Annotated in this window: 22 protein-coding genes; 7 read left to right on the forward strand and 15 right to left on the reverse strand. The window is 56.1% G+C overall.

The features are described 5' to 3' along the window. Positions 1-13: 13 nt before the first annotated feature. Both CU102_RS14865 and CU102_RS14870 read right to left on the reverse strand, forming a co-directional pair. Positions 14-766 carry a polysaccharide deacetylase family protein gene (locus CU102_RS14865; RefSeq protein ID WP_106711884.1) on the reverse strand — a complete coding sequence of 251 codons (753 nt, stop codon included), beginning with the start codon at positions 764-766 and terminating at the stop codon, positions 14-16. Continuing rightward, positions 763-1857, reverse strand: a complete 1095-nt coding sequence (locus CU102_RS14870; protein ID WP_106711885.1) for a glycosyltransferase family 4 protein — start codon at positions 1855-1857, stop codon at positions 763-765. The genes CU102_RS14865 and CU102_RS14870 overlap by 4 nt, the downstream gene beginning before the upstream one ends. A 205-nt stretch (positions 1858-2062) precedes the next feature. Here CU102_RS14870 and CU102_RS14875 point away from each other — a divergent pair, with 205 nt between their 5' ends. After that, positions 2063-3784, forward strand: a complete 1722-nt coding sequence (locus CU102_RS14875) for an adenylate/guanylate cyclase domain-containing protein (protein ID WP_245425352.1) — start codon at positions 2063-2065, stop codon at positions 3782-3784. After that, entirely contained in the window at positions 3781-4647 is an 867-nt protein-coding gene (locus tag CU102_RS14880) for an FkbM family methyltransferase (protein ID WP_106711886.1), read from the forward strand. Before CU102_RS14875 ends, CU102_RS14880 begins: the two co-directional genes overlap by 4 nt. Here CU102_RS14880 and CU102_RS14885 read toward each other — a convergent pair. Continuing rightward, complete coding sequence (locus CU102_RS14885; protein ID WP_106711953.1) at positions 4627-5109, reverse strand: class I SAM-dependent methyltransferase; 483 nt, start codon at positions 5107-5109, stop codon at positions 4627-4629. The two genes, CU102_RS14880 and CU102_RS14885, sit on opposite strands and share 21 nt — an antisense overlap. Before the next feature lie 408 nt (positions 5110-5517). Here CU102_RS14885 and CU102_RS14890 point away from each other — a divergent pair, with 408 nt between their 5' ends. Beyond that, entirely contained in the window at positions 5518-6036 is a 519-nt protein-coding gene (locus CU102_RS14890; protein ID WP_106711887.1) for a sigma-70 family RNA polymerase sigma factor, read from the forward strand. Here the strand turns inward: CU102_RS14890 and fhuB are convergent. From fhuB to CU102_RS14925, 7 genes are all read right to left on the reverse strand, one after another. Then, on the reverse strand, positions 6023-8017 hold the full coding sequence (fhuB, locus tag CU102_RS14895; protein WP_106711888.1) for a Fe(3+)-hydroxamate ABC transporter permease FhuB: 1995 nt from the start codon (positions 8015-8017) through the stop codon (positions 6023-6025). The two genes, CU102_RS14890 and fhuB, sit on opposite strands and share 14 nt — an antisense overlap. Continuing rightward, positions 8014-8961 carry an iron-siderophore ABC transporter substrate-binding protein gene (locus CU102_RS14900; protein ID WP_106711889.1) on the reverse strand — a complete coding sequence of 316 codons (948 nt, stop codon included), beginning with the start codon at positions 8959-8961 and terminating at the stop codon, positions 8014-8016. The genes fhuB and CU102_RS14900 overlap by 4 nt, the downstream gene beginning before the upstream one ends. Continuing rightward, a complete protein-coding gene (locus CU102_RS14905; RefSeq protein ID WP_106711890.1) occupies positions 8888-9667 on the reverse strand; it encodes an ATP-binding cassette domain-containing protein in 780 nt (259 codons plus the stop codon). Before CU102_RS14905 ends, CU102_RS14900 begins: the two co-directional genes overlap by 74 nt. 10 nt (positions 9668-9677) lie before the next feature. Then, entirely contained in the window at positions 9678-11783 is a 2106-nt protein-coding gene (locus CU102_RS14910) for a TonB-dependent siderophore receptor (RefSeq protein WP_166648430.1), read from the reverse strand. 239 nt (positions 11784-12022) lie between these two features. Next, the gene (locus CU102_RS14915; RefSeq protein WP_106711892.1) at positions 12023-13207 is read right to left on the reverse strand and encodes a PLP-dependent transferase; all 1185 of its coding nucleotides are present in this window, start codon (positions 13205-13207) and stop codon (positions 12023-12025) included. Continuing rightward, positions 13204-14616 (reverse strand): MATE family efflux transporter, encoded by a 1413-nt coding sequence (locus CU102_RS14920; protein ID WP_106711893.1) that lies wholly within the window; start codon positions 14614-14616, stop codon positions 13204-13206. Before CU102_RS14920 ends, CU102_RS14915 begins: the two co-directional genes overlap by 4 nt. Further along, a complete protein-coding gene (locus CU102_RS14925) occupies positions 14613-15635 on the reverse strand; it encodes a GNAT family N-acetyltransferase (RefSeq protein ID WP_106711894.1) in 1023 nt (340 codons plus the stop codon). Before CU102_RS14925 ends, CU102_RS14920 begins: the two co-directional genes overlap by 4 nt. Positions 15636-15810: 175 nt before the next feature. Between CU102_RS14925 and CU102_RS14930 the strand changes: the two genes are divergently transcribed. From CU102_RS14930 to CU102_RS14940, 3 genes are read left to right on the forward strand one after another with little or no spacing between them, the layout of a single operon-like run. After that, on the forward strand, positions 15811-16059 hold the full coding sequence (locus CU102_RS14930; protein ID WP_106711895.1) for an MbtH family protein: 249 nt from the start codon (positions 15811-15813) through the stop codon (positions 16057-16059). Further along, a complete protein-coding gene (locus CU102_RS14935; protein WP_106711896.1) occupies positions 16056-20048 on the forward strand; it encodes a non-ribosomal peptide synthetase in 3993 nt (1330 codons plus the stop codon). Before CU102_RS14930 ends, CU102_RS14935 begins: the two co-directional genes overlap by 4 nt. 34 nt (positions 20049-20082) lie before the next feature. Continuing rightward, positions 20083-21429, forward strand: a complete 1347-nt coding sequence (locus CU102_RS14940; RefSeq protein WP_425351554.1) for a lysine N(6)-hydroxylase/L-ornithine N(5)-oxygenase family protein — start codon at positions 20083-20085, stop codon at positions 21427-21429. On the opposite strand, the gene CU102_RS14945 is transcribed toward CU102_RS14940, so the two are convergent. From CU102_RS14945 to CU102_RS14965, 4 genes are all read right to left on the reverse strand, one after another. Further along, complete coding sequence (locus CU102_RS14945; protein WP_166648429.1) at positions 21423-22181, reverse strand: 4'-phosphopantetheinyl transferase family protein; 759 nt, start codon at positions 22179-22181, stop codon at positions 21423-21425. The two genes, CU102_RS14940 and CU102_RS14945, sit on opposite strands and share 7 nt — an antisense overlap. 16 nt (positions 22182-22197) lie before the next feature. Further along, on the reverse strand, positions 22198-23097 hold the full coding sequence (locus CU102_RS14950) for an alpha/beta hydrolase (RefSeq protein WP_106711898.1): 900 nt from the start codon (positions 23095-23097) through the stop codon (positions 22198-22200). Between the two features lie 198 nt (positions 23098-23295). Then, positions 23296-23619, reverse strand: a complete 324-nt coding sequence (locus tag CU102_RS14955; RefSeq protein WP_106711899.1) for a hypothetical protein — start codon at positions 23617-23619, stop codon at positions 23296-23298. Between the two features lie 632 nt (positions 23620-24251). After that, positions 24252-24581: a cupin domain-containing protein gene (locus CU102_RS14965; RefSeq protein ID WP_106711900.1), complete on the reverse strand. Its 330-nt coding sequence runs from the start codon at positions 24579-24581 to the stop codon at positions 24252-24254. Between the two features lie 447 nt (positions 24582-25028). Between CU102_RS14965 and CU102_RS14970 the strand changes: the two genes are divergently transcribed. Further along, on the forward strand, positions 25029-25538 hold the full coding sequence (locus CU102_RS14970) for a hypothetical protein (protein WP_106711901.1): 510 nt from the start codon (positions 25029-25031) through the stop codon (positions 25536-25538). A gap of 127 nt (positions 25539-25665) precedes the next feature. Here the strand turns inward: CU102_RS14970 and repC are convergent, their stop codons facing one another. Beyond that, complete coding sequence (gene repC, locus CU102_RS14975; RefSeq protein WP_106711902.1) at positions 25666-26883, reverse strand: plasmid replication protein RepC; 1218 nt, start codon at positions 26881-26883, stop codon at positions 25666-25668. Positions 26884-26933 lie beyond the last annotated feature (50 nt).

Below are 26933 nucleotides of genomic sequence, written 5' to 3' on the forward strand. Positions count from 1 at the left end.
GTAAAACCAACAGTTAGAGCAATTCCCGGATCGAGACCCAGCGGCCACCCGGCGTCTCCGCCGTCACGGCAAAAAGCATGCGCAGGAACGTCCAGGCCGATTCATCATGCACCAGATGATGCGTGAGGATGCCGACCGGCTCGTCACTGCCGTCAAAACGCTGCTGCAATTCGCCGACCAATGCGGCGACCAGCTCGCCATGATCGCGGCAACCACCCGTGCCATGCCAGTCCATCAGATCCACATGCGTGTTGATGATCGGCAGGAAGGCCGCTTGCTTTGCCTTGACCCGTCCGAATACGGACAAGCCTTCAAAACCCGATGTTGCCAACTCCGGTAGCAGCAACGGATCAATTCGGTTCCAAGGGGGTACCAGGACCGGTACAAATCGCTCTGAAAACTGCTCCTTGAGGAACGCAAAACCACTGCGGAGTTCACCGGTCATGGTGCTCAACTGCCGGTGCGGGCCAAGCTCCTGCTTTTTTTCATGCGACGGTGCATGGTTTTTATGCGACCAGCCATGCACGGCAACAGTCGTGCTCTCCTCGCCCCTTAGACGTATGGCAAGCGCCTCGCCTGTATTCGCCGGGATCACGGCAAGCGTCAACGGCACTGTGTGTTTCTTGCCCAGCGCCAACAGCTGCTCCAGTGCATCGCCCGGCTTGACTGCATCATCATCACGCAGCCAGAAACGGGCACAGCGGTTCGCATGGATCCAGCGCGCAAGTTCGGCCCGCAATGGTCTCCACACTGCATCATCTGTCATTCGCCACGCTCCACACAGTCTCGCAACAGTTGATCCAGTCGTTTTGAAGCAACTTCCAGCGAACGTTCCTCGAGCACGAATCTGCGCGCCTCCCGGCCCATTGCACTGCGCCATTCGTCGCCATCCAGCATCTGCGCAATGGCATCCGCATAGGCACGGATATCGCCCGTCTCTGTCAATATCCCCGTCACGCCATGCTGGACTACCTCGGGCACGCCAGCAGTCGCCTGTGCCACCACCGGCAAGCCGGCTGCCTGCGCCTCCATATAGGCGATGCCGTAGGCCTCGCCGGTCCCGGGCCACACATACGTGCCCCCTTGGCCAAGAAGCTCTTCAATCTCCGCGGCCTGCTTCTGACCTAGCCATTCGACGCGATGCTGGCCGAAGTCTGCGAACATTGCCCGTACTTCGTCACGTGCTGGACCATCGCCGATGACAGTCAGTCGCCATTGCCTGCGCACGATAAGGGCCAGAGCCCTGGCGAGCATCCTGTAACTCTCGAGCTTGTCTCCCGGTCGCATCATTGCAACTGTTACAAGGCGTTTTGGATTGTACTGTGCAATTTTGGAGCGAAACGCCGAAACGTCGATAAAAGGCTCAAGGCGTTCCAGACGCGCTTCGGGGATACTGGCGGCAAGTCCCACCTCATCGCGCCTGGTGAAGCAAATGTTGACAGCAGCCTTCCGCACCATGTCAACCACCAGCGATTGCAATCCGGCCCAATCGGTGTCGGCCCGCCGTCTGGAATAGGAAGCTTCGGCAGTCACACAAGGAATTGTCCACGCGGCCACGAGCGGCGGTCCTATGAGATCCGGCGCCTTGTAATAGGGGTGATAGCAAAACCAGAGATCGGGCTTCCTGTCCCGGCGCCATTCGTTTGAAAGGCGTTCGACCTCGCGTCGCGCCAGCACAGCGAGCTGCCCTCGCCCCCCGGCCTCCGGCGTAGCAGAAAAGCTTCGCAGCTCCGAGGCAATCTCAACACTATGCCCCGCCAATCGTAGGGCCGCTATCAGCAGCCGTGCCATCTGCCGGTCGCCCGAAGGCACCGGATGATTGGGCGATTTGAGCGGGGCGTAGAAGGCAATGTGCATGTGGCTTTATGGATCATGAAAGCGGATTCGTCCTGCAAGAAGCTTGCACACCCATTTGCGCGCAATTGCAAGCAACTACACATAAATGTCATCCGGCTCGAACCTTGTGCTGCCATCATTGGAGAGCAATGCCGGAAGCGGAGTTCATCTCGCCAAATCAACATTCGTCGCTTAAGTTAGTTTGATTGAAATCAATCCGGTATCCATGACAGCAGCCTACACAGTGCCCCGCTTTTCCGAACGCTCCCTGCGCAGGGCACGACTGGCTTCCGGGCTGATCATGCTCGTCTTCGTGACGTTGCATCTTGGAAACCATGCGCTGAACCTGATTTCCCTCAACGCCGCGGAAGAAGGCCGACTGTGGTTTACGGCTATCTGGCGTAACCCGATTGGCACAGCCCTGCTCTACGGTGCCGTGTTCGTCCATATTACGCTTGTCATGCGATCGCTCTACCTGCACCGGACGCTTGTCATGCCGGTACGCGAGGCTCTGCAGGTCATTCTTGGGTTGCTGATTCCACTCCTCATTATCGAGCATGTCGTTGCAACGCGCGTACGCTTCGAAATGATGGGGCTGCAGGACAGTTACGAGTCTGTCATACGCGCACTTTGGATCGACTCTCCCATGGGCGGCCTGCGTCAATCGATTGCCCTCCTTGTCATCTGGACCCACGGCTGCATAGGCGTCCATTTCTGGTTGCGTTATCGTGATTGGTACTCAAGGGCCGCGCCATTCTTGCTGACGTTCGCAATCCTTCTGCCCGTGCTCGCTCTGCTTGGCTTTGCAGACACGGGGCGGATCCTTGAGAGTGAGCCCGTTCAGTCCAGCTACGGTAGCGGCTACGGCAGGACCTATGGCTCTACCGGATATGACCATGCGTCGTCGGCAATTGTTGAACATCAAATCCAGCGCGTTCAAACGGCCAAATACACGCTTTATGGCGGATTTGCCGGCGCGCTGATGTTCGTATTTGCCATGCGAACCCGACGCAGCTGGCGCGAACGCGCCAACCAGATTGAAATCCGTTACCCCGAAGGCGAGACCGTTCGTGTTCCGCGCGGCTTCAGTGTCCTTGAGGCGAGCCGTCTCGGCGGGATTCCGCACTACGCGGTCTGCGGCGGCAAGGGACGTTGCTCGACCTGCCGGGTCCAGGTTGTTGAAGGGTCGGCGACCCTGCCGCCGCCGGAATCGATCGAGCGGTCGACGCTGATCCGCATCGGTGCAGATCCCGGAGTGAGGCTGGCCTGCCAGCTTCACCCCATAAGTAATATCAGCGTGGTGCCTCTGCTCGTGCCAGCCGTTGAGGGTATCGTTCCTGTGGGCAGTCAGCAGGTCAAGCCGGGCCGCGAACAGGAAATCGCCATCCTCTTTTGCGATATCCGTAGCTTCACCATGCTCACGGAAGAGCGGCTTCCCTATGACATTGTCTTCCTGCTGAACCGCTACTTCGCCATTGTCGGCCAGGCGGTGGAGCGTTCGGGCGGGCGGTTGGACAAATTCATCGGGGATGGGGCCATGGCGCTGTTCGGCCTCAACAGCTCACCGGAAGAGGGTTGCCGCCATGCGCTCAAGGCCGCAGCTGTCATCATCAAGGAGATAGACCGTCTCAATGAGGAATTGGCCGCCGAACTTCCAATTCCGATCCGGGTTGCCATCGGCATTCATAGCGGACCGGCTATCGTCGGCGCCATGGGTTATGGATCAGTCAAGAACCTGACAGCCATCGGCGACACCGTCAACGTCGCCAGCCGCCTTGAGTCTGTCGCCAAGGAACTCGACGCAACGGTGGTCGTGTCGGAACCCACGATCGTCCGCGCGGGTTCGGATACCGGGAAACTTGAAAGCCGGGAGATCGCTATTCGCGGGCGGGCAGAGCCGCTGCGCGTCTATATCGTTTCCGGAGAGACAAGCGAACGGTTCACATGAACAAACTCTGGAAGCGCCGATTTCGCCGATTTAGAGATCGCCTGGCCGGCAAGTTCTTTGATACGCGTTACGGCCGCGAGCTGCTGATCAACGCGATTGGTCCACGGGTCCAGACCATGACCATCGATTGCGGAGACCATGTCATAACTTTCATGCCGGGCGACTACATCGGCAAGAAAATCTTCCGCAAAGGTCATTTCGAGCGGGACCATGTTGACCGCCTGCTCGCGATCCTCAAGGAACGGCAACTTCTGCGCGAGGGTTGCACCCTGCTCGAGCTTGGCGGCAACATCGGTACGCAGACAATTTACTTCGCCCTGAGCGGATCCTTTTCCCGAATTGTGAGCGTCGAACCCGACCCGCGAAACTTCGAGCTGCTGCGCACCAATATATCCCAGAACAAGCTGGGCGACCTGGTGACACTGGTCAACTCGGCCGCCGGCGAAACAGAAGGCGAGATCGATTTTTTCCAGCACCGGAACAACTATGGCAAAAGCAGCGCGTTTCGGCAGAGTGCAGCGGACAGCAAGATTGTCGTGCTGGTGCAGCCCGTGAGCAAGATCCTTGCTGATGCCGGCACTTCGTTAGACGACATTGGGCTGGTCTGGATGGATATCGAGGGTTACGAACCCCGCGCCTGCCGGTCAATGGAGGCCCTGCTCTCCCGCAAAGTCCCGCTCTATATGGAATTCTCCCCTGTCTTTTATGGGCAGGAGCAAACATCGGCCTTCGTGCAATACCTTGCCGGATTTTACGAAGAAGGCATGATCTTCCGCGAGGACGGCATCGCGTCAGTGAAAGTGAAGGATATCCCTGCCGGAGAACAGCAGTTCGATCTGTTGTTATTCGACACGCCGGTATAGGAAATACCTGCCCACCTCCACGCCAGGGAGCACCGGCAGCGGCTCCAGATGCGGGTGCCGCAATTCCAGTCCGCTGACCGCATAGCCGTGCGGCGCGACGAGGCCGGCCATGAGCTGTGGCAGCCAGGTCAGCGTGATCGCGTCCTTGTCGTCATATCCCGTGCCAATATCGACATGTGCGAGAGCAGCGTTGATACCGATGAACTTCCGGGCGGTTTCCCTGATTTCACCGACAACCATATTTTCAGGTTCGGGTACCGAGGTCTTGTGTGCGCCGACAGCGCGGTCGAAGACAATGATTCTCCGGTCCGGAAAACATTCACGCAAATGATCGAAGGTGCGGCCGTTGCCAAGTCCGAGCTCAAGCACCGGACCACCCAGCCCGTCCAACCTGCCGCGGAGGTGATTGAGAATTTCGCGCTGGGCCGTCATGCGGGAAATGAAGCTGTCAAGACGACTCATGTGAACTCGGTATCCGTATTGATGCAGGTGATCGGGCTTAACACGCGGAAAGCTGATGGTCGACATCCAGTATGTCGCTGGGAAAAACTTTGAACAGTCCAAAGGCCATGTGAGAGAGGTTTGAGATGGATTTGATCCATTCTTGCACGGAAATAACCAAATCCCGGACAAAAAATCGTGACTTCGGTACAAGATTCTCCACCCTGGCTTGCATTTTGGGTGTTGCCGGTTGTGGGCGAACGAGGTGCTGATTATTTTTGATTAGTAACTTGACTCATTTTATCATGTTAAACTATAGCTGCTCTTGCAACATTGACGGCCCACTTTACTCCCTACTTTCTCGAATAGAATGTGGGGCGTGGAGTAATTAATCCTCATTGCAATCATACAGCAAAAGAATTCCAAACAATGGAAAAAGAACAAAACTCCTGCAATGGCAATGTTCTTGTAAACGCTTTGATTCAATATAAGCCAAAACTTATCAAGATTGCCGAAAACGTTCTGCACTCGCATGCACAATCAGAAGATATATTTCATGACGCTATTATCAAGGCATGTACAATGCGTTCCGACTGCATACAGTGCCCGGTGGGGTATGCCTGTCGCATGGTCTACAATCTCGCCCTCGACGAAGCGCGCAAACAATCGCATGAAAGGCACCACAGGATGCCGATTGATGGCGTGGAATCTATCCCGGCGCCGAGTGTGAGCGCACTCGATTGCATGGTGACCACAGAGACTTTACGTGAAGTCCTTAACTCTTTGAAAAGCCTGCCAAAACGAACGCACGACGCCTTTGTCCGCCATCGCATCGACGGGGTTCCGCAGAAGGATATTGCGGAAGAGTTGGGCGTTTCCAGAACGCTCGTCAACTTCATGATCAAAGATGCGCACCGCGCCTGCCAGCGGACCCTCAATGCCGCGTAGACAAGCGGCGGCCGCGGATAAGTAGCACAGCAAAAACCGGACCGCCCAGCAACGTCGCGACAAGGCCCGTCGGCAACTGCCACGGGAAATAGATAGTACGGCCGATGAAGTCGGCTGTTGCCATGAGCAACGCTCCGGACAGTGCCGAACCCATCAGATGCGGCAGGCCCCGGGTCAGCCCAAGCCGTTGTGCGAGGTGCGGAGCCATCAGGCCAACAAAGCTCAAAGGTCCAACGATCAGGGTGGCAACGGCCGTAAGCAGCGCGCCAATGCCAAGGATCAGGATTTGGAGCTTCTTCACGTCAACGCCGTGCGAATGCGCCGATACATCACCCAACGCGAATTGCTGTAGCGGGCGAACGAGGAGTGTAACCGAGATTGCACCGACAATTGCCAATATCAATATTATCAATGACATAGTACTACTCACCCCGTAGGTCGAGCCAGCCATCCAGCTGATCAGTGACAGGGCGCGGGGATCGCCCGAGGCGAGTACGACAGAGATCAGCGCCGTTAGAAATGCACCCAGCGATACGCCGAGTATCAGGAACTGGTTGCCGGAATGGGCTGTGCGGCTCATGGCAAAGAGAATGCCCAGGACCGTCGCTGCGCCCACAAGACCTCCGATGAGTCGATCTCCAATGGTCGGCTCAGCGACAACGAACAAGACACAAAGCAATCCGAACGCCGTACCGGCGCTGACGCCCAGAACCTCCGGGCTTGCCATGGCGTTACCGGTCAGACGCTGCAACAGGCTACCGGCAAGCGCCAGCATTATACCCGCAGAAGTTGCGGCAACGAGCCGTGGCAGGCGCCAGGGGAGCACGGATTTCAAAGTGGCGCCAGTATGGCTTATCCACGATCCGTCGACGCCTCTGCCGACAAATATTGTGACCAATGCTACGGCCAAAACAAGACCAGCAAGAGCTGTTATCAACAATAAGGGCCTTCTGATTGTGGTGGGGCTTAATCTGCCTTGAACCGCCGTTTGCAGGGAACCGCCGCGCTTCATCATGACCAGCAGCAGTACCGGCATACCGATGAGCGCAGTCGCGGCGCCAGTAGGCACGTAACTGCCTGTTTTTGCCGTGTAAACTTGCATGATCTGGTCAACGATGATCAGGAGAGCCGCCCCGATAAGCGGAGCCACAATGAGCCGGGTATTGATCCGCCGGGCACCTACCGCCCTCGCGATAGCAGGCGCGGCCAGACCGAGAAATCCGATCACACCGACGGCGCTGACTGTGAACGTTGTCAGGGCCACGGCAACAAACAGCGCAGCGGCCCGGACAAATTGCAGTTTGATTCCAATGCCTTGCGCTGCCTCACCAAGCGTCAGCACACCCAGCTGCCGGACGAGCAGTAACGCAAGGATGGAACAACCGATTACTTTCGGGAAAAGACCAGAGACCGCGCGCCAGTCATTCTGGTTCAGCGACCCCCCACCCCAGACAAACAGACCTGACAGGTAGTGGTCATTCATCAGGGTCAGCAGCGTAACGATTGCCGTACAGTACAGGCCAGTGACCAGTCCTGTCAGGATCACAGTGACTGGCTGGAATTTGAATCGCCATGCGACTGCAAAGACTACGGCCATCGCGGCGAAACCACCGAAAGCCGTTGCCGTGTCGCGGCTCCACCCGAGAAGCGCTGGAAACCACAGCATCGCAACACCGAGTGCGAGCTGCGCTCCTGCCTCCACGCCCAGGGTCGAAGGTGAAGCGAGCGGATTGCGCAGCACATGCTGGAAAAGAACGCCCGATAGTCCTAGCGCAAAACCGCAGACGCAAGACATCGCAAGCCGCGGCAACAGGCTGTAATGCAGAAGGACTGCCTGGCTATCACCGGCCGACGGCATAGAAAAGAAGGCACTGACTCCGGTGCTGCCGATCAAAGGACCGAGGTTGATCGCAGTGATGGCAGCGGCCAGGCACCACAGCAAAGCGGTTGCGAATGAAGGATGGGCCGTAACATATCTCATGTGCTTGCTTCGGCGAGCAATCGGGCGAAACGGGTTGCCGCAGGCAGTGTGCCAAACATCAGCACGCTTGCCATGCGTTGAACGTGTCCTGCCTGGACAAACGGCATGCTTTGCCAGAGCGGACTCCCCGGCAGTTTTGCAAGCACGTCCGGAGGTATCGGATCCATGTAGAAAAGCCTCGCGTCGCCGAGATCAAACAGATCGGCCATGCCGATATCTGCAAATCCCCACTCGTTGGTTGACCGCGTCCAGGCGTTTTGCAGCTCAAGCCTGTCGAACACATCCTGAAAAATGCCGCCAGGTCCATATATGCGAATGTTGCGTTCATCGATGAACGTAATGACCGCGAGCTTGCCAAGATGCCTGGTCGCCGTCTGTGCTGCACGTAATTCCATCTCCGAGCGGTCGATCAGCGCTTCCGCCTCTGTCGTGCGCCCAAGCATACGTCCAAGTTCCCGCGTTGCATCAATGATATGCGGAAAAGGCGACGAGCCAAGCGCATGAATCGGGAACGATTTGACCGGCGCGATCTGTTCCAGCTGTGGCCTGACCCATTCAAGGTACGGCGTGGAGACAATCAAATCCGGTCTCAATAGCTGCAACAGCTCCATGTTGACCTCATGGGCGGAGCCGAGATTGACCACCTTTGCCGGCAAAGGCGGTTCCACTGTCCAGTCCGCCCATGCCGGCGTGTCAACCAGTCCGACGGGCGGCACGCCAAGCTCAATCATCGTTTGTGCCAGACCGTAGTCCAGCGAAACAACTCTCGAGGCAGAGGTTGCTTCCTGCGCCCTTAAAGGCACACAAGAACAACCAAGCATTGCCGCCGCCCCGAACAGAAAGTCGCGTCTACATATTGAGAGCATTTGCCTAAAGCACGTAGCTGATGGGAGTCTGTGTTTCCGGATGCCGGAATATCCCCATGCGCACGCCATAGATCGCATCGAGCCTGTCCGTCGTGATCAGTGCTTCTGTCTCGTCATGAGCCACCAGCCTGCCGCCGGACAACGCAATAACCTGGTCGCAATAGCGCGCCGCCATGTTGATATCGTGCAGGACGATGAGCACAGATCGATTATGGTCGTGTGCCAGCGACTGGATCAGACGCATCACCTCGATCTGATGATTAATGTCCAGAGCCGAGATCGGCTCGTCAAGAAGCAGACATTCTGTGTCCTGTGCAACCAGCATCGCCAGGAAGGCGCGCTGGCGTTCACCGCCCGACAAAGTATCCACAATACGATCAGCCATCGCCGTCATGGATGTCAGCTCCAGTGCTTCCTCGACCTTGGCCCTGTCGTTACCGGAGAAACGTCCAAGCGCTCCATGCCAGGGATAGCGGCCGAGAGCAACGACCTCCTTTACCGTCATACCGTCGGTGTCGGGAGCCTGTTGCGGCAGATAGGCGACCTTCCTGGCATATTCTTTGGCTCGGAACGAACCCAAGGCCTGCCCCAGACATTCGGCGCGCCCTCGCGTGGGCGTTTGAAAGCGCGCCAATATCTTCAACAACGTCGATTTGCCCGAGCCGTTGTGACCAAGGATGCCGACCACTTCGCCCCGCGGAACGTCCAGCGTCAATGGATGCAGCAATGTTCGCCCATCCACATCGTAACCGATACCGTTCAGCGAAAAGGCCGTTCCGTTCATCACATACTCGCTAGAACTTGGCCGAAAGCGTCGCTTTGACGGCGCGTCCTTCACCATAGATACACATGGGATTGCCATCATTGTCGCCGGCGCAGGTCGAATAATATTCCTTGTCGAAGACATTGCTCGCCTTGAGCGACCCCTTCCAGCCGTTCTTCTCGTAGCTGATCGCCGCATCGACGAGGGTGTAATCGTCGACTTTGATCTGATTGGCGTTATCGCCAAACGAACTGCCGACATAGCGCACACCTGAGCCGACATTCAAGCCTTCAAGAACCCCGGTTTCAAAGGTGTATTTGGCCCAAAGAGAAGCCTGATGCTCCGGCACGAGTGCCGGCCGATTACCCGTTTCACCTTCGACGTTACTCGATGTGATTTCGGCATCAAGATAGGTATAGCTGCCCGTCAGGCTGATGCCGTGGAAGAGGTTGACTATGGCTTCTAGCTCGAAGCCGCGATGCCGCACCTCACCGGTCTGAACCTGGAAATTCGGGTCATTCGGATCCGGCGTTAGCACATTGGACTTGGTGATCTCGAAAACCGAGCCGGTGACCGTTCCTGGGAAGAAATCCGGTTCATACTTCACGCCTGCTTCATATTGCTGACCCTCGGAAGGCGAGAACGTCTGCCCGGTAGAGCCTTGACCGATGGTTGGCGTGAAGGATTCGGAATAGCTGACGTAAGGCGTCATGCCATTGTCGAACAGATATCCAAGCCCGACCTTTCCAGAAAAGGCACTGTCGGATTGCTCGCTGGTTGTGCCACTCAAGCGATCATGGGTCTTGTCTTCCACCCAGGACTGGCGCCCGCCCAAAGTTAGCAACCAGTGATCATCGACCTTGGTTTGGGTTTGAGCATAGAGCCCGACTTGATCGATGGTCTGGCGACGATCGAGATAGATTGGAGGGGAAGCAACGTCGATACCAAATACCGGATCATCGATATCCAGGCTTGGCCCGGTATCGAAGCCGTTCTGACCATCAACCGTCTGACGGTCGTATGAAAGGCCCATCAGCAAGGTATTCTTGATGCGTTTGCCTTCATAATCATACTGAACACCATTGTCGACGCTGAAGAGCGTTGCCGTTTCGTCAACCGTGAATGCCGTGCGACCCATCGTGTCATCGTCGATCATGCTGGAATAATAGAGATGCCTGTAATCCGTATCCTGCTGCGAGTAGCGGAGGTTCTGCCAGATCTTCCATGATTCGTTGAAGCTGTGTTCGAACTCATAGCCGATAGAGCCATGGTCTGCATCAAACCGGTCGAAATTCGGATCGGATGCGGTGAAGCTGCGCGAGAATTTCGGAATGTTCGGGAAGGCCGGATTGGCGATCGGCAGGAACGTATTCGGCGTCAATTCATCCCACTGGTAGTTGGCGAGGATTGTCAGCGACGTATCGGCGCTCGGTGACCAGGTGATTGCAGGTGCGATGAACACCCGATTGTTCCTGGAAAAATCCGTTTGCGTCTCCCCATCGCGGAAAAGTCCCGTCAGTCGATAGGTCCACACGCCTTCCTTGTCGAGCGGTCCTCCCGCATCAATCCCGACCTCATAGGTATTGAAGGAGCCATAGCTCGCATAGGCGCTGTAAAGCGGGTCTTTCGTCGGCCTTTTTGTCACGAGGTTGACAATACCGCCAACCTCATTCGAACCATAGAGGACTGATGCCGGTCCCTTAAGCACCTCCACTCGCTCCAGCCCGTATGGCTCGGCTTTGAAGCCAGAGAAGTCGATGGCCTTTTGCGGCAGGCCGTCGCGAAATACCGCGTAGGGGCCAATGTCAAAGCCACGGATCAGGAATTGATCAAAGCGATCATCAACACCCCAGGGCGAGGCTGTCACGCCGGAAGTGTAGGCGATTGTATCCTCGATTTGCTCCGAAAACCGGTCATCCATCTGCTCGCGGGTAACAACGGAAATGGATTGGGGTATTTCACGAATCGGCGTGTCAGTCTTGGCGCCTGTCATCGTATTCTTGGCGATATAGCCTTTGTCGGGGCCAATCGGGCTGGTATCGCTACTGTCAATGACGATCGTGTTCAGCTGGATGGTGGGCGCTTCCTGCGCCGCAGCGACATTTGCCATCAACAACCCGGCGATCGACGTGGTCATCAACAAGCGTGCGCGATGCTTGTACCCGGTTGAACTAACGTCGCTCCAAATCACCGCCCTGCATCCCCGCATGACCACCCCTTGTAAAACTCTGACTCTGCTTGATATTTTATATGAGCTTTGTACTCATGTTTAAAGATGACTACATTTGTCATCTTATATGAGTCAAGGCGCGATCGGTTAATTGCCGACTTTATTCACGCGCCCTGCCAAATCAGGAAGAGGCTGTGTCCTCAATGCTACAGACGCGCCGCATGCAGCGCTTGTTGAATATCGTTCCAGATCACTTCGGGTTCCTCGAGACCCACAGCAAATCGGATGGTCTGCGGATTGACGCCGAAACGAACGAAGGAGGTCATGCGATCGGGAATTTGCAAAGCGGCCTTCGCCGGAACCACGAGCGTTTCGGGCCCGCCCCAGCTGACACCCAGCCTGATGTGGCGCAGTGCGTTTACAAAACGCGCCACATCGACATCGGGGCTCAGATCGAAAGCAAACAAACCGGAAAAGCCGGTCAGCGTCTTCTTGCCCGGATGATCGGAAAAGGCAGGATGACGGACGAGCGCAATGTCCGGATGTTGTTGCAGATGCCTCGCGAGCACCAGGCCGTTATGCATATGTTCTTTCAATCGAACCTTTAGAGTACGCATGCCGCGAAGCAGCAACCATGCCTCGAACGGTGACAGTTTGGCGCCGATATAGGGATAGGTTGAGCTGTTTATTCTAGCGATGAGATCGCGTGGTCCGACGACCACGCCAGCGACAGTGTCGCTGTGCCCGCCGAGATATTTTGATGCGGCATGGATGACGATATCGACGCCGTGCTGGATGGGTTTCTGAAAAAGGGGCGTCGCCCAGGAATTGTCGATGACAGTCGTCACACCATATTCCCTGGCCATCGTCGTCAGCGCTTCGACGTCCTGCAATTCAAAAACCATTGATGTCGGATTTTCGAGGTAGAGCAGCTTCGCGCCTGGCAGTGCCGCTCGTACTTCGTCGTGATTGGAAGGGTCGACGAAGTCCACCGTAACGCCGAACCGAGCAAGCAGTTTGACGAACAGCCGGTAGATATCATTGTAGAGGTGCTGGACGGCCACGACCCGGTCGCCGGCTTCGACAAGGCTCAGAATCGTCGCCGTGATTGCTGCTGTACCACTGGAGAAACCGCGCCCGTCCTCGGCTCCTTCGAGTCGGGCCGTAAGCAACTCAAATTCCCGTACGGTTGGATTATCGCCACGCGAATAGATGTAATTGCGCGAGCGTCCGGCAAAGACGTCTTCCATCGCCTCGTAGCTGTCATAAGTAAACAGGGAAGTTTGAAAAATCGGGGGCGATACAGCATTGAACGCCGCAACATCCACCGGCGAAAAAAGATCGTCCGGCATTGAAAGATCAAACTCTTGGGGTGGCATGGCTTTGTTCATGATGCCCTCTCAGACACGGTGCTGTTGAAACTGGTGATTGTAACGGATGACGAATGGCCACGAAGTTGGCGCATAGTGACGACGAGGAGTGCCAGCGACATGAAAGCTGTCAGCATTGGCGCCAGGAACAAGCTGGCAATTACCCCTGCAAAGGCGAACCAGTGTGGTAGAACCAGCAAAAGCGGCAGGAGGAAATAGCCATTTTGCGCGACGCTGATAATGCCGGCCAGCCGCGCCCTGCCCTGCGCCTGCAAGAGAACAATCAGTATCTGCCGTGCGCCGAAGAAAACAAATGGAACATGCGTGACGACAATGGTGAGCGCGGCGATCTCAGCAATCTCCCCATCATTGGTGAAGATCGCAGCCACCGGATAGCGCAGGAGCACCGCGCCAAACCCATAGAGAACCGCGAACCCCGAGGTCAGTTTGAGGAGCGTAGCGGAGGCCGTGAGCAGCCGCGTAGGATTTTTCGCTCCCCAGGCAAAACTCAACACCGCCTGCCCTCCAAGGGAAAGGCCGACAATCGGCAACATCCCCAGGATGAGGACACGCATGGCGATGCCAACGCCTGCGATACCACTATCGCCGCGGTAGAAGCCGGCAAAAGTGAAGAGCACAGCAAAACTGATGCTGCTCAACATGCTCGTCAAGGTCGTGGGTAAGCCGATCAAAAGGACGGGTTTGAGAATATCCATTCGAAGCGTTGCGAAACGCATCGCAAGATGCAATGTCCCGACCCGTTTGGTGAAATAAAGCAGGTAAGCCGCGAGCGCGGCGATCTGGGACAGAATGGTAGCCACTGCAGCACCCGCGAGCCCGAAACCGAACCAGAAGATCAGGATAGGATCCAGTGCGATATTGAGTGCAAAGCAGCCGATCAGCGTCCACATGCTGAAGCGGGTATTGCCTTCCGAGATGGCGATAAAATCAGCGAGTATCTGTAGCATCGTCAACGTCACCGAGACGGCAACGATGGTGAGGTAATGCTCGGCCAGTGGCAGAATGGCATCGCTTGCGCCGAAAAGGACCAGCAATTCGCGTCTGAACATCAGGATACCGGCGGTCAATGCCAGACCAAGCGGTATTGTCAGGGCGGCCAGTGTCGATGCCGTAACATTGGCGCGCTGCGGGTCGCCGGCCCCAAGCGCACGGCCGATCGCGGTGGCGACACCGACACCCAGCCCTTCGCCTATCGCGCCGATCATCATCAGGATTGGCAAAACGACGGTAATTGCTGCGATTTCATGGCTGCCGATCATACCGACGAACACCATATTGATAGTATGGTGCACGGCATTGATCGACAAACCGGCGACCGCGGGCATACCAAGCCGGAAGATCAATCGGGTCAGTGCCGGATCGTTCAGATTGTCGGGTGCAAAATAGGCCTTCCGTGGCTTGGTGCTCATGGAGCGGGAACCCAAAGACTGTCCCCGAAGAACCTTTCCCGCGTCAGCATCACCAGCATGGCGCGCTTGTGTGGAAAATCAAAATGTTTGACCTTGGCAAATCCTGAACGGTCGAGGTTACGGATCTGCTGCTCGTGGCTTGCGCGCGGCTCGCCAACGATACGTTGTGTGCGCGGATCGTCGAGAAAGATGAAATGCATCAATGATGGGAGCCAGGCAGTGATCCACTGCTTGCCGCGATAGGCCGGTTCGCCAATAGCCACATGCCAGCCGCGATCATAATCCTGCGCATCGTAGTAGGGCCCCAGACGGTTTTCCTTCGCCCAGTAGACCTCGAAATACCCGAATGGCACATCATTGAAGCACCCGATGAGCGCAAGCATGTGCGGGTCGCGAAGACGCTCCTCAAGGATCGCTACGTGCTTCTCCCGGTCGCCGCCGTCCTCCCAGATGACATTGACCTGCTCATCATTCATCCAGCGATGGAAATGCTCGATGTCAACCTGCGGATCGGCAACTCGGAATGAAAGCACCTGATCAAGCCAGGGAATGTACCGTTCATAAACAATGCCTTTGAGCTTGTGCGGCCGTTTTGGGTGAAACTGACCGTTGCTGAAGGCATGAATTTGCGGATTTGGGTAAGCCGGCTTTGCAATCCACGGTGCCGGCCATTGCCAAAACGCTCGCGGATCAACCGTCAAACAATTACCTTCCGGTTCGCCCAGTGGAAAGTCGGATGCAGGAACATTTTCGACCTTGATCATACCGACATCGCGCGATTGGGCGGACACGAATTCGATAGCGGAGGACAGGACCGGAACGATTTCTGCCGGCGCGAGTTCGGGCAAACCTAGTCTTGTCAGGTTCGGCTTGTTCTCCACTACCACAGTATGAGCGCCGCCAGCGGTCGAAATCATCAAGCGGTCCGGCGTTGACAACGCTCCTGCTCTCAGGAACCGGGACAAGCGTGGAAACGGTTCAACACGCGTTTCTGTAACAAGATTGGAAATGAGGGTCATGGCACACTCCGCAGCACCATCGCTGCAACTTTTACGCGTCAGTTTTCTGGAGAGACGAAATTTGCCGGCGACGATTTAGGCCAATCTTCGAAAAAATTTTCTCCTTTTTTGCTTAAATCGCGCGCGGGCGCGTCCGTCTCTTTGTCATGTTTGTCTTGTCGAAGGAGCTTGCGCGATGCCTGCAGCGGAGAAATTGCCCGAGAACTGGCCAGAAACCTGGAGCGTCGTTCGTGATCGGGAAGATCGCCATTCTGTCTGGCCAGACGATAAGGCACTGCCAATCGGCTGGACCAGGGTATCCGTAAGCGGCAAACGCGACGAGTGCCTGCAGAAAATCAAGGAAATCTGGAATGATCCGCGGCCACTCAGCTTGCGCCAGGCAATGGCGGATTCGAACCCCAATAATGGACCGGTGAGCAAATGAACAATTTTTTCGTTCAACCAGAGACCAAAGATTCCATATCGGTAGACAGCGCGTTGGCCGACGCGCCCGCGAGCCACCCGTTGACACTTGCACAAAAGCGCATCTGGTCGCTTGAACAGATCGGCAACAATACCGTTTTCCCCCTGCAGGTTCTGTCGTTGCGTTGGGATCTGTCGATCGCACTCGATCGCATTCAGCAAGTTCTCATCAAACTGGGCGAGCGTCATGTCGCATTGCGGACACGCTTTCGCCGCTTCGCTGGCGGACGTATCGAGCAATTCTGTGTGGCTGGTGACAATCCTTCCATTGAAACACTTGGAAGCGATGGCAATCCTCTGACTGCAGTTGAGGCGGAACAACAGCGGGCCGCGTTCATCTCCCGACCCTTCGACCTCCTGGCTGGCGTATCATCAAGAATCCAGCTCGTCGTCTCCACTGAGGCGCTTATATCGACAGTTGTCGTGCATCCGATCATGTGTGACGCGGGGGCACTTTCGATCCTTCGACGGGATCTGGTAGCCTTGATCGGCGGTGACGCCCTGGTTCCCCTTGATGATGCCGGACTACTCCACGGTGCGCGCGAAGAAGAGTGGTTGGAAACATCCGATTTCACAACGGCTCTCGCGTATTGGCGCGACCTCATCGGCCACGACTACAATGCCACAACCTTGCCCACACGTTTCAACGCAAGTGGCTTCGCGGGAGCCGAGCGCCGTCGAGTACCCTTCCAGCTCAGCGCGACAGTGTGGAACAGTGTCAAGACATATGCGGGACAACAACAGCTTGAGGCTGATCTTCTCTTGAGTGCAACTTTTGCTGTTCTGCTTGCGCGTTACAGCGGCAACTATAGCCTGCAACACGGCGTTCTTCTGACAAATCGCAGTAATAACCATAGCCGGCAAACCATCTGCCGGAACGAGCAGATTCTACCGCTCAGGACCGAACTTGCGTCGCACTCTCGTTTTCTTGATGTTTGCCAGGCCGTGTCCGACGCTATCGCGACCGGCACCCGTAATCTCGTACCATTCGAACGGCTCGTGCAGGAAATCCAGACTCATGAGGAGCGCGAACAGGATGCGATCGTCAAATCGCTGTTCGAATTCCGCGACCCCTCCTTCCCCTCTGGTCCTGCATCAGAATTACTGGCTGCCCTGGCTCCCCGCTCAGACGTCGAGCTCGCACTGATCGTTTCTCCCAATGGTTCAGGGGGTCTCGATGGGCTTTTCGATTACGCAGGAGATCTCTATGAGCCTGCACTGATCGAGCGCGCCGCGGTCCATTTCAGCCGCATTCTGGCACAGTCTGTCGCGAGCACGAGCGTTCGGGTCAAAGACATCGAACTCATCGCCAACGACGAACTCGATGCCCTTTCCGCGCCTTATGATGACGACGGTATCAATGACGACCGTCCCGTCCATGAGCACATCGCGGCCCATGCAGTCCGCACGCCGGATAAGACCGCCATCATATATGCCGATGAGGTCTGGAGTCATGCCAGGCTTGACAGGAGCGCAAACAGGCTTGCCCACAGGCTGATCAAGCTCGGAGTTGGTGCAGAAGTCAGCGTTGCGATTGCCGTGAAACGCTCGCCCGAGGCGATCGTTGGTATTCTCGCGACATTGAAGGCGGGCGGTGCATACATTCCGGTGGAGCCCGACCATCCGACAACACGCAATCATCACATCCTGCGTGATGGCGGTGTGAAAGTAATCCTGACCCACAGCTGGCTACTCGATCGTATTCCGGAGGGTCTGGATGCCATTGTTCTGGAGTTGGACAAGCTTGACCTGACACTAGAGCCGGACACGGCACCTGACGTATCGGTCCACAAGGATCAACTCGCCTATATCATGTACACGTCAGGATCGACGGGATTGCCCAAGGGTGTTGCCGTCGAGCATGGGCCTCTTACTCATCACATACAGAACACGTCTCGCGTCTACGGCATGAGCGAACAATCTCGTGAGCTGCCGTTCCTGCCCTTTAGCTCGGATGGGGGACACGAACGCTGGATGAACCCGCTGATGGAAGGCGGGAGCATCATCCTTCCCGACCAACCTCTGTGGACACCAGAAGAAACATTGACGGCTATGCGAAAGCATGGTGCCAACAATGCCAGCATTCCCACCACCTACCTTCAACAGCTCGCCGAATGGGCCGACCTGACCGACGGAGCTCCGCCAATGCGGCTTTACTCGTTCGGCGGTGAGGGACTTGCCCAACCGACATTCGATCTCCTTTCAAAGGCGTTGAAGTCCGAGTGGCTGATCAATGGTTACGGGCCAACCGAAACCATCATGACCCCCATGGTCTGGAAAGTGCGCGCAGGGCAGAAGTTCGAGGGAACCTATGCACCGATCGGGCGTGCTGTCGGTAATCGCCGGGTTTATGTGCTCGATCCGAATTTGAACCCCTGCCCGATCGGCGTAACAGGGGAGCTGTACATTGCCGGCGAAGGAATGGCACGCGGCTATATTGGCAAAGCGGACACGACCGCCGACCGTTTCATTCCAGATCCGTTTTCAAAAGAGGGTGGACGCCTCTACCGGTCCGGCGATCTGACACGCTGGCGCGAGGACGGCACGGTAGAATTTGTCGGCCGCGTCGATCATCAGGTGAAGCTGCGAGGTTATCGCATTGAGCTCGGAGAAATCGAAGCTGCCCTCCTGCAGCAGGATGGTGTCGGAGAAGCGCTCGTTGTCCTGCGTGACGACGAGGTGACAAAACAAAAGATGCTCGTCGCCTATATTGTACCCAAGCAGGGCCAGGAGCTCGAGGTTGCAGCAATCCATGCAGCGCTCGATCGCGCACTGCCAGCCTATATGGTGCCCTCTGCCATCGTCCCGCTCAAGAGCATGCCAATCAATCCAAACAGCAAGCTCGACCGCTTTGCCTTACCTGCACCGACGCCGTCAAAACGCACCATTATCGAGCCTGACAGCGCTGCCGAAACAGAGGTCCTTGAAGTCTGGGAGCAGATCCTGAACATCAGCCCGATTAGTGTGGAGGACAATTTCTTCGCCATTGGCGGTAATTCGCTTGGCGCTATTCGCATACTCTCGGCTTTGCGCCAGCGAAAGCCACAGAACCGCACAACAATCGCAGATCTGTTCAACAATCCCACGATCCGATCGCTTGCCAGGATCGTTGAAGCCGGCAATGAACAGGCCGGGGGCGAAGTCATCGTGTTGCGCGCCGCGGGCACCAGGCCGATGCTCTACTGCTTCCCCGGTCTGCTGGTCAGCACACGCGAGTATGTCAAGCTGGTAGACTACCTGGGGGCCGACCAGCCAGCGACAGGATTCATCTGCTATTCGCTGTCCGAACAGAAGCAAATCGGCGCTTCCGTTGACGAGATCATCGAGAGTTACGTCGACTACATCAGGGGCCACAGCAAGGGTCAGCCCTGCTATTTCCTCGGCTGGTCCTGGGGCGGATTGCTCGCCTATGAAGCGGCGCGCCGACTTGGCGACGAAATCGATCTGCGCCTGATCACCATGGTCGACGTATGCGATCTCGGTACGGAATTTGCAATCGGCTCGAAGCCACGCTTCAGACCGGGTGAGCGCGATCAATTGCACCTGACGGTGCAGGATTGGTTGTCACAAACGGCGATGCGCGCCGAATGGGACCGGCTGCTCGGCGTCATGGACGCAGACACCTATGACCAGTTCCTGCGCTTTGTGGGCGATGAGAAGGACGAACTTCCAACAGACGGTCCGGACATCAGCAGCCGCGAGCATACATTCTGGATCCTCATCGACAACGCCCTGATCTTCCGGCGCCACCAATTGCAGCCGCACAACGTGCCCATTCATTCGTGGGCGGCTGACGACAGCCTGAACCGGGGGCTCAATCTCATCGACTGGCGGCGCTACTCACCCCTCGCCAACCCGGCGGAAATCATCTCAGGCACCAACCACTTGCACGTGATCGGCTCCCAGGCGTTCCACACCCGGCTGGCCCATCGACTGAATGAGGCTCTCTGAGACCGGAATGACAAGTTCACAGAAAGGAATTCTGATGACTGCCATGTTTGCAAACAATGATAGGGCCAATCCTGTGGGTGAGGCCATGGATCTGGCTGGTATCGGTATCGGTCCGTCAAATCTGAGCCTTGCTTCGCTTCTTGATGGCGTCCCAAATGTACGGGCGCATTTCTATGAAAGCCGGACCAGCTTCGACTGGCATCCGGGCATGATGCTCCCGGATGTCGAACTGCAATCGTCCTATCTGAAGGATCTCGTCACACCAGTCATGCCGACGAGCCCCTGGTCGTTCATTTCCTATCTTGTCGCCCACAAGCGGCTCTATGCCTTCCTGAACGCTCAGTATGACGCGGTACCCCGGCGAGAGTTTGCACAATACCTCGCCTGGGTTGCTAGCCAGCTAAAAAACCTGACGTTCGACGCCACCGTTCGCGAAGTAACCTTCGACAAGGATCACTTCCTTGTCCGGTTCGACAATGGTGCTGTGAGCTCCCGAAACCTCGTCCTGGGTACCGGCACCACACCCTCAGTGCCTTCCTGGGCGATGCCTTTCCTGGGTGAGACTTGCTTCCATAACTCCGAGGCCAGGCGTCGCCTGCCGGCGCTCAATGGAGCACGTATTGCGGTCATCGGTGGGGGCCAAAGCGGTGGCGAGGTTGTCGAAGCGTTGCTCAACTCAAAGCCTGGCCTGAAAGAACTCAACTGGTTCAGCCGTCGTCACAATTTCGAGCCGATCAACGATACTGCCTTTTCCAATCAGGTGTTCTCGCCAGAGTACGTCTACGCCTACCTCAATCTCAATAATGACCAGAAAATTGAGGCCCTGAAGGCATCCATCCTCACAAGCGACGGTCTGTCCATTTCAACCATTAACGCCATTTACCGGCGGCTCTACAGCCTGCGCTATCTGGAGAACCGCAACATCGATGCGAAACTTTCACCCAACCGCGATGTTATCCAGGTGGAATTGGATAAGGGTGGCTACCGCCTGATCGTACGCAACCGCTTCGACAGCGGCGTCGAGGTAGCACATGCTGACGCAATCATTCTTGCAACTGGCTATCAGTTCAAGCTGCCGGACGCATTTGCAGGCCTGCAAGACCGCATCCAGTTCGATCGCAACAACCGTCCGGCCCTGAGCGACGAATATTGCCTGAACTGGAATGGACCAAAGCAGAATCGCATTTTTGCCCAGAACGCCGGGCGGTATAGCCATGGTATCGCAGACTCGCAGCTGAGCCTCATGGCCTGGCGCAGTGCACACATCATAAATTCGCTGCTAGGGCACAGTCACTTCGATCTGGAGCCACATGACTCCCAGGTGAACTGGCAGTCGAGCGGTCACCACGCCGTTGGTCAGTCCATGGCCGTCGATTACTGATAGTCACCAGGCAGCGAGCTGAATTCTCGCTGACGAAGGATTAATTGCGCTCGATCCGTTTGAGCGGAAATCGCGATCAGATGTCCGGGGCCCTGAAGCAGGTGGTGATGCCAACTGGTGTTACCATTGGCTATCGGGTTGTCGAAACGGATGGCATTTGTCGGCCGATCCAGTCGTATAGTCAATTGGTTCGGCGCAGTCACGAAACCGGTACCCGTAGCTTTCACGAGGCTCTCCTTGAGGACCCAGTAGCTGAGACGCAATGACCGGGATTCGCCTGGCGGAAGTGTCGACAAAATATCCAGCTCCGCAGATGAGCAGAACAAGGATGATGCCTCCGTTTCAATCACTCTCGCCATCGGCTCGGCATCAATTCCCACCGCCGAGCAGTCCCGGCTGATTGCCAACGCAGCCAGACCTTCGGCATTTGTCAAGTTGAAGGCAATGACCGAATTGGTAAGACAGGGCTTACCATGTGGTCCAGCAGCGATATGTAGATCCTGTACAGGAATTGAAGTGTACTTCGAGACGGTGGCACGCTGCAAATGACGTCCCGCGATGAACGAAATCGCATCCTTTTCGTAGTGGAACGTCGCCGCTCGCGACTTTTCCTCCAACGTCAGCCCATCGCAGATTCTATGCCAATCCACGTCGGCATCGTAAGGCCACCACCAGATGTCGACACATGCCTGACTATTTGCAGGCGCGTCCGATACTTGCGGCACGTCCAGTAGCGGACTGCGCGGGAACATGGTCACTCCTCGGCCTTCAACCGGCTCGTACGGGTTTCCTGATGGCAAAGGCATTTTGAATGGCGCGGTTGACCACGACCGGCAACAACGACATGTGGTTTTCGCCAAGATGAATTTCAAACTGTGCCCGTATTGGCCTGCCCGGCAAGTCGTTGAGCCGGTTCATAAGTTCAGTGGCATAGACATCATTAAGGGTTACTTTCTTATGCGCACGCCTCTCAGCTTCATCCTCCGCACCTATCTGGAATGGAGCAAGTTCTTCGGTCTCGTATTCTCCGCAGGAGAGGAAGAGCTCCGCACCTTCCCTGACCGCACTCGAGGCGGCAAATCTCGGGTAGAACTGCTCGATGGATTTGCTTTCCCAATAGATCGAAGGGCTGGCGGCAATCCAGGTCGTAAAAGCAGAAGGACGGGTGAATAGGCTGTAGAGCACGAAGAGCCCACCGAAGGAATGCCCGAACAGCGCCTGGCGACTTCGATCGATCGGCAAAATGGCCTCCACCATCGGTTTTATCTGGTCCTCCACGAAGCTCAAAAACTCTTCCGCCCCGCCGGTCTTCACCACCGGGCTGTTCTCAAAGAAAGGCGGATAGGTCTGTCCTGGCGGCGGCCCCAGATCCCAGGAACGTCGCAGCGGATCGTAGGCAGCGTCAAGCGGATAGCCGATAGTCACGATGATACCTGGCTCGACGTTCGTACCACCTGGATAGCTTGCCTGTGCCCGCATCACATCTACAGCTGTTCCAATCACGGCATTGCCATCCGTCATGTAAAGTACCGGCCAGCCGCCCGCCGGCGCGTCACCGATCGGACGATAGATGAAAACCCGATAAATCTGTCCATTCTGGCTGGATTCGACGTCGTGGAATGTCGTGTTGCCAATCAGTGCCGGGTTTGAATTTGGAAAGTCTGCCATAATTCCATCATGCAAGGAGTAACTCAGTAGGAGTTATAAAACATGACAAGTCGGGTCAATATTTAATTTGGTTCCTTCCGCTTTCCTGGAACTACAGAACATGGCAACGCTGCATAGCGGGCTATAAATGATAAGGGCCGTTGTCGCGATCACGGGCCATTGCGGTAGTTGTCATACATTTCAAGCAGTGCGGTTACCTTAAGGCCTGTACTCCTCGTACAACCGGTCGACTTTCTCCTGTGCTTCAGAGATGAGAGCGATGCAGTCCCCCCGGTTCAACGGTACGCTCAGTTTGACAGCGTTGTTTTTTAGGTTGCTGTCGAGATCCATGATGTTCTCGATTTTGAATGACGTTTCAAGTTGCGCGATCGAACGCCGAGTAGCATCTCTCTTGCTTCGATAAAGCGGGTCGTCACAGAAGTAAGACAGCTTCATCAATTCGAGCTGAGCACTGACGATCTCATCGCCCTTTTCGATATTTCCTCCGGCCAAATAAGTGCCGAGTAACAGTAAAGATAGCATGAAACGCTCCGCAGTTGATGGCTGCAGTTATCGTGTATACGGTTCATTACCAATTGGTTGAAACACAAAGGATTAGTACTAATCCTTTCGAGCTATACTCAAGGATGCGCACTTGTAACAAACCATGCCACCAGCAATTTCAGGCCCCACTATCAGCAGCTGTCATGTACAAAAAGGTTCCAGCGGGGCGCGATAGTTCCAGTTTGGCAGGATTTTTTGTCATTTGTAATAGCTTCCAACCCAAGGAGTTTCAAACAATGGCCACTCAGAGCTCGCTCATGTGCGATGAGCCGACAGTCCGGTCAAACTTCGCCAACCTGGAACATGGTGACGGAGGCGGATTCTTCGTACACGTTGCCGATGATGTCGACTGAACAGTGATGGGCACCCATCCACTCGCCGGGCGGTATCATTCAAAAGCGGCCTTCATAGCGGGCACCTTCGACAAGCTCAACAAAGTCCTGCCTCAAGGCACGCTGTTGCTGGATAGTCCGATTTGCAGGCGACGCCATCGTCGAGGTGCGAGCCTATCTTGACTCTGCAATGGTTGCCGAGTTGTTCCGACAAAACCCGATCTGAAGTCAGGTTCGAGCCAAGCCGTTCAACTCACACACTAGGGCCGGCACCACCGGTTATTTCTCCGGAACGACGAGGAGTGTTTCCTTTCTGACAAAATACGTTGCGAGTTCCGACGCCTTGCCAGTACCAACATTCTTCGCCAAGTGTGCCACCCCGTCCGGAATGAAAAGAGCCTCGCCGGTCTTGAGCGTTACTGGTTGCCTACCCTCGAGCTGATACTCCAGCAAACCTTCAAGTACATAAGCGACCTCTTCACCCGGATGAGAGCGCTTGATGGAAACTGCGCCCGGAGCGATATCGACGCGCGCCTGGACGACTTCGTGTCCTGGCACGCTGACATCGTTCTGCAGAAGATCGGTGCGCTCAATTGCTTGTTGCTGCAGTGCGGAACCCTGTTAGTCCGGCACCGGTGACAACATGGCGATGCCAAACCCGCCAGCCGCGGCCGTATGTTATGCTTCGTAACCCCAGTAACTGCGGTCCAGCATTCGACTTCGAACCAACGTTGTGATTTGAGCAGGCGTATGTATGGACGATGTGTCAGCCTAGCGGGACTTATGTAACCCACTGTATCTGCAGTAGCGGCAGACACGCTGGATCACACGCCTGCTGCGCACGGGCGCACTCTTGATCCCGGATTAGGAGTTCACAATCGATTGACTTATGAACAAATAGACAGAGCGTGCGTTTGTTTCCAATATGCAGGTCGCCAAGCGGCGGTTTTGCGTCGATACTGTTGAACGGTCCAAGTTAGGCTTTACAAAACGCCGGCAATTTCGAGATCTGCTGCTGTTGGCGTCGGTTCCGCTGCACAAACTGGGAATGCCGATATGACAAAGTTTTTCTTCATGCTTTTGCTTGCGAGCACATTGACAATTGTCGCCGAGGCTGTTGGAGCGGACGAGTCCATTTTTCTTCAATCTCTCCAGGGAAAGTGGGCAGGTAAAGGCATGGTCAAACTGCGGACGAATTCGGCCGCCGTTTCTGTTGCTTGCCAATTCGATTCAAACACCACGGATACATCCCTTTCACTTGACGGGAGTTGCCGCAGCATGGTTGTCCTCTCGCGCCTTATTGGTGCTGATCTGAAGTTCAACGGTGCCACATATACCGGATCCTACACCGGATCACGCTCCGGCACGGCAGGTCTCGCCGGTAGCCGACGCGACAACGCTATCAATCTGGATATCCGCTGGGCCAAGGAGGTGAACGGCGACCGTAATGCGAAGCTGCTCCTGGAAAAGGTTGGGAGCAATGGCATGAAGCTCACCACTATCGACGTTGACCCTCGCTCGGGCAAAACGGTTGTAACCAGCGAAATCAACTTGTTGCGGCAGTGATAACTTCTTACAACCACGATGTCATCCGTGACAAATAATCCCCGTCGGGCTTGGTAGCATCGGTTGCCAACCATCTTTGCAGACCCGGCGACAAATCTTGGCCTGTTGACCGATAGCAGAGCGTCCATCATGTCGCCTTCACCAGATGAATATGTGCGCCCTGTGTTTTCAAGGCCGCCATCAGCATCGGCCCAACGGAGAATTCCCCGGCCTTGGCCTTTTCTGTCAATGCCCGCAGGTATCCGCCAGCTGAGTTAATGCTTTGGGCCCGTTGCAGGATGCAGGCAATGACGATGGCCGTGTTCTCTTGGCCGAAGACATCAAGCGCCTCCTCATAGGCCGAGGGCGAAATGCCGAGATACCCCCTCACCTGCGCGGCTGTCGCCATCAGATCCCGCCAGCTGCCGATACTGCTTGCTGCATAGTCGGCAATTTCCGGACAGGCCTTCAGCACCAATCCTAACGGATAGGACTTTGTCGGATCCTCAACCCTGGTTGGTTTAGTCTCGGGTTTCGATCCTTGGCTTGTTCTTGAGCCAGGTTCAAAATCAGGGTGAAAGTCGGTGTTTGAATTCTGTTGCTGCGGATCAATATGAGACTCATTGGCGCTCAGATTCTCAGCATTTATATGATTTTCCAACAGGATAGCGACTTCATCATGTAGCAGCGCCAGTTCGCTCAGGATCGGCTCCAGCGTGGCAAGCACGGCTTGCCGCGGAATTGCCTCCACGATCGATCGCAAACGCTTCCACAGCGTTGCCCAGTCGCCGGGAATCTCTTCCGCTACCGCCACCTCGATGAGTTTCGCGATATCGCGCCGGTGCAGCGTGATCCGCTCGCGGACGAGCTTGAGCGCCCTGGTGGCTGCTCGCACGTTCTCTGCGGCCGCCTGCAACTCCTCTGCGCGTGCCAGCAAAGGCGCCAGGGAGAAGCCGAAAGCGTCAGTAATCTCTCCTCCTCTCCCCTTGCGTGAATAGCGCTTGCCGTTCGGGCTGTCCTTGCGGATGATCAGGCCGCATTCGAGCAACGCTGCCAAATGCCGGCGAAGCGTGGCGTTGGCCATGCCGTGGGCACGCATGGAGAGCTGGACATTCGAGGGAAAAACCACCAGACCGTTTTCGGTCGATAGTTCATCAGCGGGCAAAAACGACAGCAACGCATTGAGAACGGCGAGCGAACGATCCCCTACGCCGATGATTTCCTTGCCCTCGCACAACCAGCGATAGATCTGCCATTTGTCGGCGGTCTTGCCTTCTTCGATTTCATGCGCTTGTGCCTGCGTCTTCAGTTGGCCAAGCGACATCGCGCACCGCCCAAAAGGCGTCGTTATCAGATTTCCAAGCATCTCCGTTCACCTTTAATCAGGCAAAAGAAATGTGCTCGCCGAAACAGCGC

Source organism: Phyllobacterium brassicacearum (genome assembly GCF_003010955.1).
Classification (GTDB): domain Bacteria; phylum Pseudomonadota; class Alphaproteobacteria; order Rhizobiales; family Rhizobiaceae; genus Phyllobacterium; species Phyllobacterium brassicacearum.